This window comes from Rathayibacter sp. AY2B5, assembly GCF_002931645.1.
Classification (GTDB): Bacteria; Actinomycetota; Actinomycetes; order Actinomycetales; family Microbacteriaceae; genus Rathayibacter.
In genome coordinates this window covers 1-14829 of sequence record NZ_PSUE01000009.1, presented here as the reverse complement: position 1 = coordinate 14829, position 14829 = coordinate 1, and the positions used below count along the sequence as shown (strand labels likewise).

Sequence of the window (14829 nt, the reverse complement as noted above, 5' to 3'; positions counted from 1 at the left end):
GTACCCTCTCGTCCATGACGGACTACGCTCGACCGGCTGTCGCGGACCGCGTCTTCATCGGCGAGGACGGCCGACCCATCCCCTACGGCACTCGCTGGCTGGGTGAGTCGCCTCCGGACGAGAGCTACTCCGTCACGAGCGATCTCGAGCGTTTCCAGCCGCTGCACACCGTCGCGGACGCCCTGCTCGAGCACCTCGAGCGCACCTACGACGTCACGGTCGAGGACGACCCGGCCCTGGCCTCACGAGACGAAGCGGAGATCTCCTGGGCCGCCCGCGCCGTCCGCGTGACGCCGCGGGCGGTCGACGCCGCACCTCTGACGATCGTCTGGACCGTCTTCCCCGGCGTCCTCCTCCACGCCGGAGCACTGCACCGCTTCAACTACCCCGTCTGCGGCTGCGACGCCTGCGACGACGAGTGGACCGCCCTCGCGGACGACCTCGAGCGCAGCGTCTTCGACGTCGTCGCGGGCCGCTACGAGGAGAGCATCGCCGCCGGCAAGGACGGCATCATCGTCGGCTACCGCATCGGGAGCGGCAGTGAGCTCGGCTGGTCGAGCGGCTACAGCAACGACGTGGGGGTACATCACAGGATCGGCCACGACGGGCAGCAGCTGACCGCGCCCTTCAGTCGAGTGTGGGAGGCGTGGCCGGAACGCTGACGCCGCGGCCGGCAGACTCTCGCGAGGTCATTGACCCTGTCCGAGGAGTGACGCGCCTGCCGCCTCGGGCCGCGAGATCTCGAGTTCCGATGCTCGACCAGCCTCTAGCGGTCGTCAGCGGGGCAGGTCCTCGTAGGGGACGCGGCGGCTCAGCCAGGCGAGCAGCCCGGCGGCGAGCGCCGCGATCGCCGCCGGGATGAGAAGCAGCCAGAGGGCCGAGGTCACGGCGACGAGGACGAGCGCCGCCGCAGCGACGCCGGCGCCGATCGCGAAGTTCCAGCGCACGTCCGTCGCCACTCCGCCCTCCGGTCGCGCCCACAGCACGACGAGGGCCGTCGCGATCGGCCCGAGCAGCAGCCCCAGCACGAACCAGCGCCAGCGCGAGCGGCCCTTCTGCTCGGCGAGACCGGCGGTGACGATCGCGAGTCCGAACCAGATCCAACCGGAGTCCTGGGTAAGTGTCATGCGTGGAGCCTAGGGCGCGGGCAGGATCGCCCCGGAGAGGTCGCCGGTCGGGAGCGTGGGCCTGTCGCGCGCGTCTCCCGCCCAGCGGTCCACGGCACGGCCGCTGACCTGCACCGCTACCCGGGCACCACCACGAAGGCGACTCCGACGACGACGCCCAGCACGAGAGCCACCGAGCCGAACCCGATCAGGAGGGCGAACGTCAGCGGACGGGTCTCGCGGAAGCTCATCGTCCCGGGGATCAGCTCGTTGATCTCAGCGGGGCCGAGCGTCTTCTCCGCGACGGGCGGCGCCTCGATCTTCCGCCGACGAGCGGCTCCGGTCAGGCGCGCCCACACGCTCCGGCTACCGGTGTGCACGCCACGCGCCGCCGGTACGAGCGGCGTCGTCACGGCGGCGACGACTGCCCGCAGATCCTCGATCTCCCAGTCCGCCCCGCGGAGCCGCAGCGACCGGCTTCCGTCCGACAAGAACAGGATGAGCGACGGGGGGAGATTGATCCCCTCACTGTTGGGGCCGGCGGGCACCCACGCGAGCAGCGCCTTCACCGACGGGTCGGCGCGCTCGAAGGTCACGACCCTGCCTCGAGCGTCCGTGCACTCGATCGCCCGGTCCGAGATCCGGAGCGACGCGGTGGCGAGGAACCGCCGGTTGCGGAGCGCCAGCACTCCGACGATCACCAGAGCCACCACGATGGCGAAGCCGAACAGCCCGAGGTAGACGGCCAGCGCCGCACCGCGGTCGTCGGCGACGACGACTCCCCAGACGCTCCCCGCCAGCAGGACCAGCGCGGGGAGGACGGCGACGGGCCTCAGCCGTCGCGACTCGTTCTTCTGCCGGGCCCTCGAGGGCCGGAACTCGCGAACCGGCTCCGAGCGGTCCGTCCGTCGCCGCTCCATCAGGCGGACGCGACGGACGGAGAGCCGGTGCGGACGCGGTTCCGAAGAGGGTCGTCGAGACTGCGGCGCATGGCGTCAGGGTAGCGGTGGCGCTCCGTCGGGCCGCGCTCGCGACCGAGCCTCCGCGTGGTTCCAGCATCACGCGATCCTCTCGTGTCCTACCTCTTCTTCGATGCCCCTCGCCCAGTCACCGGAGGGTGAGCGGACGCGGCGCGCCTGTCGGTCCGCGCGGGATGTCACCGCACGACAGGTCGACCTCTCCCGAGGTGCTGCCGCCGAGCACGATCATCCGAGCGAGGGCGCGTCCGGGTCGACAGACTGGGCTGGTGTCCTCACCGACGACGATCCGAGCAGTGCCGACCTCGGCCCGCCGTGAAGAGACGCGCCTCAGGTTCCGTCGCGCGGAGATCAGGGGAGCGCGAGGCCTCGCGGCCGTCCCCGGCGATCGGCCTCCTCAGGACGTCGCGTGCAGGACCGCGCACTCGACGCACGCGCGACGCCGGGCGCGGCGGCAGCCCGCCGGGGGCCGAGCGCCCTGACGCGACTCCCGCGCCGCCGGCCACACGACGCCCCCACTCGACGCCCACGTACCCACTCCAGACAGGACACGCCATGACCTTCTCCCTCTCCCACCCGGCGAGCCGCTGGGCTCTCGACCACATGCCCCTCACCGCGCAGGCGGTCCGGGAGCTCGCTCCGGTGCTCTCCGGGAAGAAGCTGGCGATCTGCATCCACGTCGAGCCCAAGACCGCCGCACTCGTGTCGCTCCTCGTCGAGGCCGGGATGGACATCGCTCTGACGGGCTCGCCCGGAACCACGAAGGACGACGTCGCCGACGACCTCCGCGCCCTCGGCGTGCACGTGCACACGAAGCAGAGCGACGGCGAGGCGGAGCACCTCCGCAACATCGAGAAGGTGCTCGAGCACGATCCCGATCTCACCCTCGACAACGGCGCCGACCTGACTCTCCGGCTCATCAACTCGGGCGTCCCGGACCACTACCTCGGCGGCACCGAGGAGACCACCACCGGCGGCATCCGCCTGCGGGAGAACAGCGCGACCCTCCCGCGACCGGTCGTCGTCATCAACGACTCGCCCCTCAAGCTGATCGTCGAGAACGAGTACGGGGTCGGCCAGAGCGTCGTCCAGGGCTTCATGAACGCCACGAACCTCATGATCCCGGGCACCCGCGCCGCGGTCATCGGCTACGGCCCGTGCGGGCGCGGGGTCGCCGACACCCTCTCGCAGCTCGGAGCGCGGGTCTCCGTCGCCGACGTCGACCCGATCCGCTCGCTGCAGGCGATCCTCCGCGGCCACCGCGTCGGACCCGTCGCCGACGTCCTCTCGGACGCGCAGTTCGTCTTCACCGCCACCGGAGCACCCGGCGTCATCGGCGCGGCGGAGATCGACGCCTTCGCCGACGGCGCCGTGATCGCGGGCGTCGGCCACTTCCCGTGGGAGATCGACGAGGACGCCCTCGCGGCCGCCACGGAGTCGACCACCGAGTTCGCCGACGGCCAGCGCCGGCAGGGCATCCGCCTGAAGAACGGCAAGCGGATCGTCCGCCTCGAGAACGGCCGGATGATCAACCTCACGGCGGCCGGCGGCAACCCGATCCAGGCGATGGACCTCGGCCTGACCCTTCAGGCACGGAGCCTCGCCGCCGTCGTCACCGCGGACCTCGACGCCGCCGTGCAGCCCGTCCCAGCCGACGTCGAGCACCGCATCGCGACCGACCTCGTGGCCCTCCTCAGCCGCTGAGGGGCGCCGGGCAGGAGGGTCTCGCCGGGCGCAGCGGGTCGGGATCGCGACCCGGCTGCGCCGACGTCGGCGCGGTTGCCGGCAGCAGGAGCAGGCATCCGTGGCCGCTCCCGCGAGGCCGAACCAGCGGGCCCGACCGGCTCACGGGACCGTCACTCGCGGCCGAGCCAGTCCGTGATCCCGCTGACGACGCGGTCGAGGTGGGACTCGAGCAGGAAGTGCCCGCCGTCGACGAGCTCGATGCGCGCGTGGGGCGCGTCGCGGAGGAAGGCCTGGGCGCCGGCGGGGGCGAAGATCTCGTCGTTCCGGCCCCAGACGGCGAGGACGGGGACTCCGGACTCGCGGATCCACGCATGCACGGCGGGGTAGAGCTCGCGGTTGGCGGCGTAGTCGCGGAAGAGCGCCAGCTGCACGTCGTCCTGGCCGGGGCGGGCGAGGAGCGCGAGGTCGTGCTCCCAGGCGTCCGGATCGACGGTGGTGGTGTCGGGGACACCGTGGGTGTACTGCCATTCGACGGCCTCCCGGCCGAGAGCCGGCCGGAGGGCGTCGCGCGTCTCGTCGGTCCGCTCGGCGGCGTCGGCCCAGATCGGGTCCCAGAAGCCGGGCACGAAGCCCTCCTCGTAGGCGTTGCCGTTCTGCGAGATCACGGCGACGACCGCGGACGGATCGGCGAGGGCGAGGCGCCAGCCGACGGGGGCGCCGTAGTCCTGGACGTAGATCGTGTACCGGGTCACCCCGATGGTCTCGAGGAAGCGGCCGGTCACCGCGGTCAGGGCGGCGAACGTGTAGTCGAAGTCCTCGACGGAGGGCGCGGACGAGCGTCCGAAGCCGATGTGGTCGGGGGCGATGACGCGGTAGTGCCCCGCGAGGGCGGGAAGGAGGTGGCGGAACATGTGCGAGCTGCTCGGGTACCCGTGCAGCAGCAGGAGGACGGGCGCGTCGACGGGCCCGGCCTCCCGCCAGAAGACGTCGAGTCCGTCGACGGACACGGTGCAGTGATGGACGACGACCATAGCTAACCCCTTCAAGTAGATTTACTGGTTAGTCGGACGCTAGCATGGATCGAACGGGCCGCACGGCGCGGGAGGACGGGGAACGATGGATCGGGACGAGGAGCTGCTCCTGGCGGTGCTGAACAGCGCGCCCATGGTGGACGGACGGCCGACGGACGACCTCGGCGACGCGGCCGGTCGCGAGCTCGCCCGGCGGTGGGGCGGAGTCGGCACCGAGGACGAGCTCGAGCGGCTGCGCCGCGCCCGCGACGCGCTCCAGGCCGTCGTGCGCTCGGGCGCGCCCGCGGCCGTCGCGGAGCTCGCGGACCTGGTCGCGCGCGCCGTGCGCACCCCGCGCGTCACCGATGAGGGCGTCGTGTGGGAGCTGAGCGCTCCCGAGCCGGATCGACTCGCGGTGGAATCGGTCCTCGCCTGGTCCGCTGTGAACACCCGGTTCCCCGGGCGGCTCCGCCCTTGCGCGAACGACGAGTGCAACCTCTTCCTCCTCGACCGCAGCCGCCCCGGCACCGCCAAGTGGTGCTCGATGGCGACGTGCGGCAACCGGATGAAGGCCCGCGCGCACGCGAGCCGGTCGCGGGGCTGAGCGCGGCCGGGAGTCGCAGCGGCGAACGCTAGGCGCCGCGCAGCCGGGCCGTCGATGCGGACGCCTGCGCTCGAGCCCGTTGCAGGGCCTCCTCGCGTCCTGCCGCGTCGAGGCGGGCGGGACCGTAGGCGACCACCGGGGGCAGGACGTCGTACCCGACGAACTCGAGCATCCCGCGATGGATGTGGAAGAGGAACGACTGCAGGTCGCCGTAGCCGTCGGCGGCGCCGGGCGCGAAGGCCGCTTCGCCGCCGCCCGTCGTCAGCAGGAGCATCGCGCTCCTGCCACGCAGGCCGCCCTCGGCGAAGACGCCGTGCTCGCCTCCGAACGTCGCGCCCATCACGAAGACGCGGTCGATCCAGCCCTTCATGATCGCCGGCATCGAGAACCACCACAGTGGGAACGAGAGCACCAGGAGATCCGCCTGCATCAGCTCGTCGAGGTCGCTCGTGACGGGCTCCCCGAGCGTCTTCTCGAGGACCGCGGTCATCTGCTGCGCCTGCGGCTTGAAGTAGCCGGAGCCGGGCGCGAACTGGTCGCGGTGCAGCACCGGATCCCGGCCCTCGGCGTACAGGTCGAGCCGGCGGACCTCCATGCCGTCGGCCCTCAGCTGCTCGAGGACCGCGTCCGCCTGCGCCGAGGAGAAGGACCGCTCCTCAGGATGGGCGTGGACGAGCAGAGCGCGGCGAGCGGGAGCGGCCTCGGAAGCATCGGTCATGCCGCCGATCATATCGACGATTCGCGATATGTCGCTAGATCGAGGCTCCGAGGCGCTTCAGGAGCCCGTCGACGTCGGCGTCGCTCCTCCGGTAGTGGGTGTACTTCCCGACGCGCGTCGAGCGGACGAGGCCCGCGCGCTCCAGGGATCCCATGTACGACGAGATGGTCGACTGCGCGAGACCGCTCTTCGCGGCGAGATGCGTGACGCAGACCCCGAACTCGGCGCGGTCGGCGATCGGCTCGAACTCGCTGAACGACGCCTCAGGAGAGCGGAGCCACTCCATGATCTGCAGTCGCGTGGGATTGCCCAGTGCCTTCAGCACCTCGACCAGTCCCGTGTCCACCGCGCCATTCTCCCCTGCTCGCCGCCCGGGCGCCTCCGCGCCGGAATCACCCTCCGCCCGGACGCACCCCGCTCACGGCAGCAGGATCACCTTGCCGTCGAGCGTCCGGGACTCGGCGAGCTCCATCGCCTCGACGATCCCCGTGAGCGGGAAGCGGGCGGCGATGTTGGCCGTCAGGGAGCCGTCGGCGAGGAGTCCGAGCACGCGGCCGAGGTCCTCCTCGAGGCGCGCACGGAAGCGCGCGGGCCGCATCGAGTGGCCCGCCCAGAGGTCGTAGAAGACCGCGCGCCGGCCGTTGGGGGCCAGCTGGTAGGCCTGGATCCGCGCGAGCTGGCGGAGGAACGGGGGCCAGATGCTCCCGGTGCTCGCGCTGACGATCGCGTAGGCGACGAGGGTGCCGCCGGGCGCGAGCAGCGACCACGCCAGCCGGGTCGTCGCTCCGCCGACGTTGTCGAAGACGGCCTGCACTCCGCCGGGAGCGAGCTCGCGCACGCGGGCGGCGAGGTCGGGATCGGCGTAGTCGACGGGCTCCACTCCGGCCGCTCGGAGGGCCTCGTGGTGGCGGGGCGAGGCGGCGCCGATCACGCGGATCCCCTCGAGGCGGGCGAGGCGGTGCACGAGGCCGCCGACTCCGCCGTTCGCGCCGAACAGGAGGATCGTGTCGCCGCGGGAGACCCGGGCCGAGCGGTGCAGCATCTGCCACGCCGTCACTCCGTTGACCACGACGGCCTCGGCGTCCTCCGACGCGACCGCGTCGGGGACGAGAACGCAGTCGCGGGCGGCGACACGGGCGTGCGCGGTCCAGCCGCCGGTCTTGGTGAGCGCGGCGACGCGGCGGCCCTCGAGCGACGCGTCGCCGCCGGGGCCGACCGCGAGGACCCGGCCGACGAGGTCGTAGCCGGGCGTGAAGGGGAACGGCGGCTGGGCGAAGTAGCGGCCGCGGCGCATCGACTGCTCGGCGAACGAGATGCCGGTGGCCTCGACGGCGACGAGCAGCTCGCCGGCCGCAGGCGGCTCGACTGGTGCTTGCTCGAGGAGCAGCCCGGACGGCTCGACGATCCCGGGGAGGACGACGCGGGTAGTGATGCGGGGAAGGGTGGTGGACACGAGGGGCTCCTGGAGGTGGTAGTGAGTGACTGGACAGTCACATCTGCGGGCATGAAGAGAGGAGGTGGCGAAGAGGAGGAGAGAGAGGGGAGGACCGCGGACTCAGTCGTGGTGCCGGATGCCCTCGGAGACGATGCGAGCCCACTCGGAGTCGACGCCGCCGAGGTCTGTCTGCACGATCAGGTGGCAGAGCTGCCCGTAGGCGATGAAGCGCTGCACGGCCGGGCCGTCGGCTCCGGACACGACGGTGACGGTCCGGACGACCGACGAGATTCCGCGGCGCACCGCCTCGCGGATCTCGGGGACCTCGCACGCGCTCTGCGCCTGCGACTGCAGCATGATCAGGTCGCGGTCGGCGATCAGGTCGATGTAGGCGACGGTCATCGCCTCGAGCCGGTCGGCCGGGTCCGAGGAGGGCGAGGCCTCCCCCGCCGCCGCGAGCGTCGACGCCACCTGCTCGTAGCAGCGGTCGACCGCGGCGACGAAGACGCCGAGCTTGCCCGGGAACAGGCGGAAGACGTAGGCGGGCGAGACCCCGGCCTCGGCAGCGACGTCGGTGATCGGGGTCGCGGCGTACCCGGTGCGCGCGAAGACGTGGAGCGCGGCCACGGTGATCCGCTCGCGCTGCGCTTCAGCGGTGGAGCGGGAGGAGGGGGAAGGCATGTGACTGATCGAACACTTACTTCGCTCGCCTGTCAAGAGCGCTGCCGGACGAGTCGACACGCGGGCCGGATCAGGAGCCCCGACGACTCCGTCAGCAGTACCGACGCAGGCCTGCCGGCCAGGAGGGGCGCGCGCCGCTCCGGAGCTCGAGCGCGCCTCCTCCGCCCTGCCGAAAATGGTTCGGCTACCGTCCGTGGCGGGCCGAGTTCCTCGGTCCGCCACCCGAGGAGGGATTGCCCATGCACGATTCGACCGAGGCTGCCGTCGTCAAGAGGGTCCTGGAGGACGAGATCCTCGAGAACTACGCCTCCGTGGTGGACGTGGTCCGGACCTGGATCGAGAGCCCGAACAGCGTCTGCATCGTCTACCGGCGCCGTCTCGACGGCGACCATCTGATCGGTCAGCGCTTCCGCTTCCCACCGCACGCCGCGAACGACGATCCCGTCTCGACGGGAGTCGATGCGGCGCTGAACACGGCCGAGCCCCTCGGCGCGCCCTTGGAACGCGCGCGGCTCGCGGACGGGGTCTTCTGGTTCGCGATACCGCCGACCGACGCACTGCCCGCCATCCCCGACGGGCCGTCAGCACCGAGCCGGGACTGAGCGACGGCGGCGAGCTCGACCGGGCACCCCCTACCCCGCACCCCCACCCCGCCCCTAGGTTGGGGGGACCCGCATCGCCGACCGCGCACCACAGAGTTCCGATGGAGGAACGCCATGGCCACGACACCCGTGCTCCGCAGGATCGCGATCGCGCTGGTCGCGGTCGTCGCAGTGGGAGTGGCGGGTGCCGCACCGGCGTCCGCTCTCGACAGGCCCGTCTCCGGATACCTGAAGGACAGCGGGCTCACGCCCGAGAAGATCCGCGACTTCCTCGGCGGACCCCTCATCTCGCCCTCGACGCAGGTGGGCTACGGCGGAGCGGTCTCGAGCGTCGACGCGAACGCGAGCCGCGTGGGCATGGAGGTGCTGAAGCGCGGCGGCAACGCAGCTGACGCCGCTGTCGCCACGGCCGCCGCCCTCGGCGTGAGCGAGCCCTACAGCGCCGGCATCGGCGGAGGCGGGTACTTCGTCTACTTCGACAAGGCCTCCGGCGAGGTCAGCACCATCGACGGACGCGAGACAGCGCCGGCCGGCATCACCTCGGACGCGTTCCTCGACCCCGCGACCGGAGCCCCGTACCCGTTCACCCCGGACCTCGTCTCCTCCGGCGTCGCGGTCGGCGTGCCCGGCACGGTGGCGACCTGGGACACCGCGGTCGACCGCTTCGGCACCCTGCCGCTCCCCGTCGTGCTGGCGCCCTCGATCGCGCTCGCGGCGAAGGGCTTCCGGGTGGACGAGACCTTCCGCAACCAGACGCTCGACAACCTCGAGCGGTTCCAGGCGTTCCCCGACACGGCCGAGCTCTTCCTCCCCGGTGGGGACGCGCCGAAGGTGGGCAGCACCTTCCGCAACCTCGACCTCGCGAAGACGCTGACCTCCATCGCCGTCCACGGGCCGGCCGCGTTCTACGAGGGCGCGCTGGCCGCCGAGATCGCCGACACGGTCCAGAACCCGCGGATCGCCGAGGGGTCGGACCTCCCCGCCCCGGCCGGCACGATGACCGCCGCCGACCTCGCGGCGTACTCGGTCGCCGAGCAGGCGCCGACCCGCGTCTCCTACCGCGGACTCGACGTCTACGGGATGGCGCCCTCCTCCTCCGGCGGGATCGCGGTCGGCGAGGCCCTCAACATCCTCGAGAACCACGACCTCGCGGCCGAGGACACCGGCAGCGCCCTGCACCTCTACCTCGAGGCGTCCGCCCGCGCCTTCGCCGACCGGGGCGCCTACGTCGGCGACCCCGCCTTCGTCGACGTGCCCACCGAGACGCTCCTCAGCCAGGAGTTCGCGGACTCGCGGGACTGCACGATCGACCCGGCGACCGCCTCCGTCCGCCCGGTCGCGCCCGGCGCTCTCGACGGCTCCGGATGCGCGACCGCCCCCGCCGCGGAGGAGTCGGACACCGAGAACATCTCCACCACCCACCTCTCGGTCGTCGACAAGTGGGGCAACGCCGCCTCCTACACGCTCACGATCGAGCAGACCGGCGGCTCGGCGATGACCGTCCCCGGCCGCGGCTTCCTCCTCAACAACGAGATGACCGACTTCTCCCCCACCTTCGTCGACGGGGACCCGAACCGGATCGAGCCGGGCAAGCGCCCGCGCTCGTCGATGTCGCCGACGATCGTGCTCGACGGCGGGGACGTGCGGTTCGTCGTCGGCTCGCCGGGCGGATCGACGATCATCACGACGGTCCTGCAGACCCTGGTCAACCGCATCGACCTCGGCATGACGCTCCCCGAGGCGGTGGCAGCGCCCCGCGCCTCCCAGCGCAACGGCGCGACGACCTCGGCCGAGCCCGAGTTCATCGAGGCGTACGCCGACGACCTCGCTCCCTTCGGCCAGCAGCTGGTCCCCTCGGGCGACACCTTCACCTCGGCCGCGCAGATCGGGGCGGTGGCCGCCATCGAGGTCGACCCCTCCGGCCGGATGACCGCGGTCGCCGAACCGGTGCGGCGCGGCGGCGGCGTCGGGCTGGTGGTCCGGCCCGAGAAGTGACGCCCCGGAGCCTCCGCGGCCCGCTGAGAGGAACCGTCGGCCGGCCGCCCCTCTCGCCCGAGAGCGGTCCTCCGCGGAAAGGAGGCGTCTGCGACACTGGGGAGATGTCGTCGTCGCGCCCGCTGCGCACCCTCCGGGGCGTCGTCGCGGCGACGGTGGCGACGCTCGTCGCACTGTTCTCGCACGTGGCGGGCGGCGGCCAGATCCCGGGTCCGCTCGGTGTCGCGATGCCGCTCGTCCTGTCGGTCCTGGTGTGCGTGGCGCTCGCCGGGCGCAGGCTCTCCCTGGTCCGCCTGGCGGCCTCGGTGGGAGTCAGCCAGTTCCTGTTCCACACGCTCTTCACGATCGGGACCTTCGCGGGGCCGGTCGATCCGCCGACCCTGCACGCGCACCACGGTGCCGTGATCGACGTCAGCGCGGCGATGACGCACAGCGGGATGACCGGCTCCTCGATGTGGGCGGCGCACCTCGTCGCCGCCGTCGCGACGACCGCGGCGCTCCACCGCGGCGAGTCCCTCCTCGTCCGGGTCGCCGCGACGACGAGCCACCTCGTCACCCGCCTGGTGCGGGTCCTGCCGACTCCGGTGGCCGCTCCTCGACCCGCGCAACGCTCCTCCTTCGAGCTGCGCGACGTGCTCCCCCTCGCCTCGGGCGTCTTCCCCCAGGCGGCGCTGCGGCGCGGCCCCCCTCTGCAGCCCGCCTCCTGATCATCGACGCGAGCCGCGGCGAGGACCTCCCCGGAGGTCCCCGCGGCGTCTGACCGACCCGTCTCCTCCTCGGACCCTCGCGAACGGCGCGCCCCTCACCGGGACGGCGGAGGCCGACGAGCCCGACTTCGAGGCGACGACGACCATCGGCTTCCCGGTGATCCCGGAGTTCTCGCACATGAGGCGCGCCCGCTCGGAGAACACCGCCGAGCGCTTCCACCGCCGGGCCTACAACTACGACGACACCCCGACGGGCGAGGACATCTCGAACTCCGGGCTGATCTTCGCGGCGTTCCAGGCCGACGTCACCGCGCAGTTCGTGCCGATCCAGAAGCGCCTGGACGAGCTGGACCTGCTCAACGAGTGGACGACGCCGATCGGCTCCGCCGTCTTCGCGATCCCGCCGGGCTGCGTCGAGGGCGGCTACATCGGCGACACCCTCCTCTGACCCTCACCGGCACCCGCCACAGCACCGAAGGACCAGAAGCATGACCACCACCGCCACGAGACCCCGCGACTCCGCCGACCCCCCGCCCCCGCCGCACAGAAGCAGCGCAGGCTGGCTCGGACAGCTGCTGCTCCGCCTGCACTTCTCCGCCGCCCTGTTCGTCGGGCCGTTCATCCTCGTCGCCGCGACCAGCGGAGCGCTCTACGCACTCACCCCGCAGCTCGAGCAGGTCGTCTACGCGCAGGAGCTGCACGCCCCGGAAGCGGACGCCTACCTGCCCCTGGCCGACCAGATCGACGCCGCCGACGCGTACACCGGAGGCGGGCAGAGCATCGTCGCCGTCCGCCCCGCCCCGAACCCCGGCGACACCACCCGGGTGATGTACGCGGACCCGTCGCTCGGCGCCAGCGAGACCCGCGCGGTCTTCATCGACCCGGCCACCGCCGCCGTCCGCGGCGACCTCACCGCCTACGGCACCAGCGGCGCCCTGCCGTTGCGGACCTGGGTCAGCGACCTGCACCGGACGCTGCACCTCGGGGACGTGGGCCGCTACTACAGCGAGCTCGCCGCCTCCTGGCTGGGGGTCGTCGCCCTCGCCGGCCTGGGCCTCTGGATCATCCGCCTCCGCCGAGCCCGCGTGAAGAGGGACCTGCTGCGCCCCGCGCCGAGGACCACCGGCTACAAGCGCCTGTTCTCCTGGCACGCCTCCACCGGCGTCTGGCTGCTCGTCGGCGCCCTGTTCCTCTCGACCACAGGCATCACCTGGTCGCTGTGCGGAGGCGGGAACTTCGAGACCCTCCGCTCCGCAGTCGGCTGGACCACACCCTCGCTGGGGACGACGCTCGGCGACCGGACCGGCGAGGTGGCCGACGAGCACGCCGGGCACGCCGGACACGGCGCGGCCACCGGCGACGCCGTCGAGTCGACGGCGGGCTACTCGCCGGCCGCCTACGACTCGGTGCTCTCGGTCGCCCGCGAGGTCAACGTGAACACGGGACTGGTCGAGATCCGGCCGCCCGCGACGGAGGGCTCGGCCTGGGTCGTGCAGGAGATCCAGCGCAGCTTCCCGACCGAGGTCGACGGCGTCGCGATCGACGGGAGCACGATGCAGGTCGTCGACCGGGTCGACTTCGCCGACTTCGGCCTCGTCGCCAAGCTCTCCCGCTGGGGCATCGACACGCACATGGGCTCGATGTTCGGGCTGCCCAACCAGCTGCTGCTGTTCGTCACCGCGGCCGGCATCGCCACGATGGTCGTGCTCGGGTACCTGATGTGGTGGAAGCGCCGCCCCACCCGCGGTCCCCGACGGCTCGGCGGCACCCCGCCGGCCCGGGGAGCGCTGCGACGCGCAACGTGGTGGGGAGTCGCGTCCGTCCTGGTCGTCGCCGCCGCGCTCGGGCTGTTCCTCCCGCTCCTGGGTGCGAGCCTCGCGGCCTTCGTGATCATCGACACGCTGCTGGGGCTCCGACCCGCGCACCGCTGAGCGCGCGGGCGCCGGCCCGGTGAGGTCCACCGGGCCGGCGTCACAGCCCCTTCGGGAAGCCGAGGGAGCGCAGCACGGGGTCGAGGCCCTCCCACTGCTGACGCCGCTCCGCGTCCCGGTCGGCGTCGCTCCCCCGGAGTCCGACCGCCTTCCTCACCGTTGTCTCCGTGGATTCGGGGCAGTTGTCGGCTCCGGAACGCGCCAGGGGTCCCGGGTACGGCTGACCGCCTTCAGCCGCCTGATGGCATGCCGTGATGAGCCGCCCGGGACCCCGCAACGGCAGGACCGCTCATGGAGAGACGCGACCAGATCGCCCCGTGATGACATGCCGGCGAGGTCGTTCACGGCGCACCGCACCCGCTGAACGGAAGGACCCTGCGTGCCCCGACTCCGGGCCGGAATCGACGCCGGCAAGGCCGACCACCACTGCCGGTGAGGGTGCATCGATGATGCTCATCGCGCGCCTCCGAGCCAGAGTCCTGTTGCTGCGGCGATGACGCTGAGGAGGAGCGTGCCGAGGGCGTTGATGGCGGAGGCGAGTTGGCGTCCTTCGGCGAGGAGACGGACGGTTTCGAGGCTGGCGGTGGAGAAGGTGGTGTAGCCGCCGAGGAAGCCGGTGCCGAGGACGAGTCGCCACGGCTCGGGGGCGATGCCTGCGAGGGCGAGGCCGGTGATCAGGCCGAGGAGGAGTGATCCGGTGACGTTGATGACGGTGGTGCCCCAGGGGTAGGCGCCGCCGGTGCGGGCCTTGATGAGCCCGTCGAGGAGGAGCCGTGTTGCGGCTCCGATTCCACCGGCGAGGGAGAGCGCGAGGAACAGTGCGGGTGTCATGCCGGCACCTTCCTCTGCGTGCGTCGCCGGTGGAGTGCTGCGGCGAGGGCGACTCCGGTCCAGGACGCGAGGGCACCGAGCAGGACGGTGCCGAGCGCGTAGAGGGCGGCGGGTGCGGGGTGTCCTGTGGTGAGCAGGCGGGCGGTGTCGGTGGCGAGGGTGCTGTAGGTGGTGAAGCCTCCGAGCGCTCCGGTACCGAGCAGCAGCCGTGCGGTGCGGCGTCGGCCCTCGTCGCTGCCGGCTCTGGCGAGGCTCTCCAGGAGTACGCCGAGCAGGAGCGCGCCGACGATGTTGATGGCGAAGACGACGGTGTCGAAGGCGGGATCGGCGGGGAACGCGAGGGTCAGGCCCTCCCGCGCCCCGGTCCCGACCGTGCCGCCGGCGGCGACGAGGAGGAGGTATCGCGGACGCAGGTGCACGGGTCGTGGCGTCCCGTCGGGGGCGTCGTCGACGTCGAGGTCGCTGTCGACCGGCAGCTCGGGGTCGGGGTCCGGGGGGCGGTGACGGTGGCGGTCATCAGTCACGGGGAGTGGGACCTTTAGGGAG

Annotated in this window: 16 protein-coding genes and 1 pseudogene; 8 read left to right on the top strand and 9 right to left on the bottom strand. The window is 72.4% G+C overall.

Going from position 1 to position 14829, the window contains the following annotated elements; genetic code table 11:
* The first annotated feature begins 14 nt into the window (after positions 1–14).
* The gene (locus tag C5C30_RS07905) at positions 15–662 is read left to right on the top strand and encodes a DUF6226 family protein (RefSeq protein WP_104224913.1); all 648 of its coding nucleotides are present in this window, start codon (positions 15–17) and stop codon (positions 660–662) included.
* Between the two features lie 114 nt (positions 663–776).
* Here the strand turns inward: C5C30_RS07905 and C5C30_RS07900 are convergent, their stop codons facing one another.
* Together C5C30_RS07900 and C5C30_RS07895 are read right to left on the bottom strand one after the other, a co-directional pair.
* Positions 777–1127 carry a hypothetical protein gene (locus C5C30_RS07900; protein ID WP_104224914.1) on the bottom strand — a complete coding sequence of 117 codons (351 nt, stop codon included), beginning with the start codon at positions 1125–1127 and terminating at the stop codon, positions 777–779.
* Positions 1128–1243: 116 nt separating this feature from the next.
* Positions 1244–2026: a hypothetical protein gene (locus C5C30_RS07895; protein WP_104333484.1), complete on the bottom strand. Its 783-nt coding sequence runs from the start codon at positions 2024–2026 to the stop codon at positions 1244–1246.
* Between the two features lie 612 nt (positions 2027–2638).
* On the opposite strand from C5C30_RS07895, the gene C5C30_RS07890 reads away from it, so the two are divergent.
* A complete protein-coding gene (locus C5C30_RS07890) occupies positions 2639–3787 on the top strand; it encodes an adenosylhomocysteinase (protein WP_104333483.1) in 1149 nt (382 codons plus the stop codon).
* Positions 3788–3939: 152 nt separating this feature from the next.
* On the opposite strand, the gene C5C30_RS07885 is transcribed toward C5C30_RS07890, so the two are convergent.
* Positions 3940–4800, bottom strand: a complete 861-nt coding sequence (locus C5C30_RS07885; RefSeq protein WP_104333482.1) for an alpha/beta fold hydrolase — start codon at positions 4798–4800, stop codon at positions 3940–3942.
* A gap of 85 nt (positions 4801–4885) precedes the next feature.
* Here C5C30_RS07885 and C5C30_RS07880 point away from each other — a divergent pair, with 85 nt between their 5' ends.
* Positions 4886–5383 (top strand): CGNR zinc finger domain-containing protein, encoded by a 498-nt coding sequence (locus C5C30_RS07880; protein WP_104333481.1) that lies wholly within the window; start codon positions 4886–4888, stop codon positions 5381–5383.
* A 28-nt stretch (positions 5384–5411) separates the two neighbouring features.
* Here the strand turns inward: C5C30_RS07880 and C5C30_RS07875 are convergent, their stop codons facing one another.
* The 4 genes from C5C30_RS07875 to C5C30_RS07860 form a co-directional block, all read right to left on the bottom strand.
* Complete coding sequence (locus C5C30_RS07875; protein WP_104333524.1) at positions 5412–6101, bottom strand: NAD(P)H-dependent oxidoreductase; 690 nt, start codon at positions 6099–6101, stop codon at positions 5412–5414.
* 34 nt (positions 6102–6135) lie between these two features.
* Positions 6136–6447, bottom strand: coding sequence for a helix-turn-helix transcriptional regulator (locus tag C5C30_RS07870; protein WP_244230566.1), 312 nt, complete (start codon positions 6445–6447; stop codon positions 6136–6138).
* 72 nt (positions 6448–6519) lie between these two features.
* Entirely contained in the window at positions 6520–7554 is a 1035-nt protein-coding gene (locus tag C5C30_RS07865) for a medium chain dehydrogenase/reductase family protein (RefSeq protein WP_219827784.1), read from the bottom strand.
* Between the two features lie 102 nt (positions 7555–7656).
* Positions 7657–8217 (bottom strand): TetR/AcrR family transcriptional regulator, encoded by a 561-nt coding sequence (locus C5C30_RS07860; protein ID WP_104333480.1) that lies wholly within the window; start codon positions 8215–8217, stop codon positions 7657–7659.
* 239 nt (positions 8218–8456) lie between these two features.
* Between C5C30_RS07860 and C5C30_RS07855 the strand changes: the two genes are divergently transcribed.
* The 5 genes and pseudogenes from C5C30_RS07855 (at position 8457) to C5C30_RS07835 (ending at position 13452) form a co-directional block, all read left to right on the top strand.
* Positions 8457–8819, top strand: coding sequence for a hypothetical protein (locus tag C5C30_RS07855; protein ID WP_104224922.1), 363 nt, complete (start codon positions 8457–8459; stop codon positions 8817–8819).
* A 114-nt stretch (positions 8820–8933) separates the two neighbouring features.
* Positions 8934–10814, top strand: coding sequence for a gamma-glutamyltransferase (gene ggt / locus C5C30_RS07850; protein ID WP_104333479.1), 1881 nt, complete (start codon positions 8934–8936; stop codon positions 10812–10814).
* A gap of 104 nt (positions 10815–10918) precedes the next feature.
* Positions 10919–11521, top strand: a complete 603-nt coding sequence (locus tag C5C30_RS07845) for a hypothetical protein (RefSeq protein ID WP_104333478.1) — start codon at positions 10919–10921, stop codon at positions 11519–11521.
* Positions 11522–11588: 67 nt separating this feature from the next.
* Positions 11589–11969, top strand: a pseudogene (locus C5C30_RS07840) (Dyp-type peroxidase); the annotation flags it as partial.
* 40 nt (positions 11970–12009) lie between these two features.
* On the top strand, positions 12010–13452 hold the full coding sequence (locus C5C30_RS07835; protein WP_104333477.1) for a PepSY domain-containing protein: 1443 nt from the start codon (positions 12010–12012) through the stop codon (positions 13450–13452).
* 453 nt (positions 13453–13905) lie between these two features.
* Here the strand turns inward: C5C30_RS07835 and crcB are convergent, their stop codons facing one another.
* Both crcB and C5C30_RS07825 read right to left on the bottom strand, forming a co-directional pair.
* Positions 13906–14283, bottom strand: a complete 378-nt coding sequence (gene crcB / locus C5C30_RS07830) for a fluoride efflux transporter CrcB (RefSeq protein ID WP_104224798.1) — start codon at positions 14281–14283, stop codon at positions 13906–13908.
* Positions 14280–14807, bottom strand: coding sequence for a CrcB family protein (locus C5C30_RS07825; RefSeq protein WP_258065840.1), 528 nt, complete (start codon positions 14805–14807; stop codon positions 14280–14282). The genes crcB and C5C30_RS07825 overlap by 4 nt, the downstream gene beginning before the upstream one ends.
* Between the last annotated feature and the right edge of the window lie 22 nt (positions 14808–14829).

Excerpts from the sequence above, each read along its gene's own strand:
- C5C30_RS07895 (WP_104333484.1), bottom strand. The coding sequence starts at position 2,026 with ATGGAGCGGCGACGGACGGACCGCTCGGAGCCGGTTCGCGAGTTCCGG.
- C5C30_RS07835 (WP_104333477.1), top strand. The coding sequence starts at position 12,010 with ATGACCACCACCGCCACGAGACCCCGCGACTCCGCCGACCCCCCGCCC.
- C5C30_RS07855 (WP_104224922.1), top strand. The coding sequence starts at position 8,457 with ATGCACGATTCGACCGAGGCTGCCGTCGTCAAGAGGGTCCTGGAGGAC.
- C5C30_RS07845 (WP_104333478.1), top strand. The coding sequence starts at position 10,919 with ATGTCGTCGTCGCGCCCGCTGCGCACCCTCCGGGGCGTCGTCGCGGCG.
- C5C30_RS07880 (WP_104333481.1), top strand. The coding sequence starts at position 4,886 with ATGGATCGGGACGAGGAGCTGCTCCTGGCGGTGCTGAACAGCGCGCCC.
- C5C30_RS07890 (WP_104333483.1), top strand. The coding sequence starts at position 2,639 with ATGACCTTCTCCCTCTCCCACCCGGCGAGCCGCTGGGCTCTCGACCAC.
- C5C30_RS07875 (WP_104333524.1), bottom strand. The coding sequence starts at position 6,101 with ATGACCGATGCTTCCGAGGCCGCTCCCGCTCGCCGCGCTCTGCTCGTC.
- C5C30_RS07885 (WP_104333482.1), bottom strand. The coding sequence starts at position 4,800 with ATGGTCGTCGTCCATCACTGCACCGTGTCCGTCGACGGACTCGACGTC.
- C5C30_RS07900 (WP_104224914.1), bottom strand. The coding sequence starts at position 1,127 with ATGACACTTACCCAGGACTCCGGTTGGATCTGGTTCGGACTCGCGATC.
- ggt (WP_104333479.1), top strand. The coding sequence starts at position 8,934 with ATGGCCACGACACCCGTGCTCCGCAGGATCGCGATCGCGCTGGTCGCG.
- crcB (WP_104224798.1), bottom strand. The coding sequence starts at position 14,283 with ATGACACCCGCACTGTTCCTCGCGCTCTCCCTCGCCGGTGGAATCGGA.
- C5C30_RS07860 (WP_104333480.1), bottom strand. The coding sequence starts at position 8,217 with ATGCCTTCCCCCTCCTCCCGCTCCACCGCTGAAGCGCAGCGCGAGCGG.
- C5C30_RS07905 (WP_104224913.1), top strand. The coding sequence starts at position 15 with ATGACGGACTACGCTCGACCGGCTGTCGCGGACCGCGTCTTCATCGGC.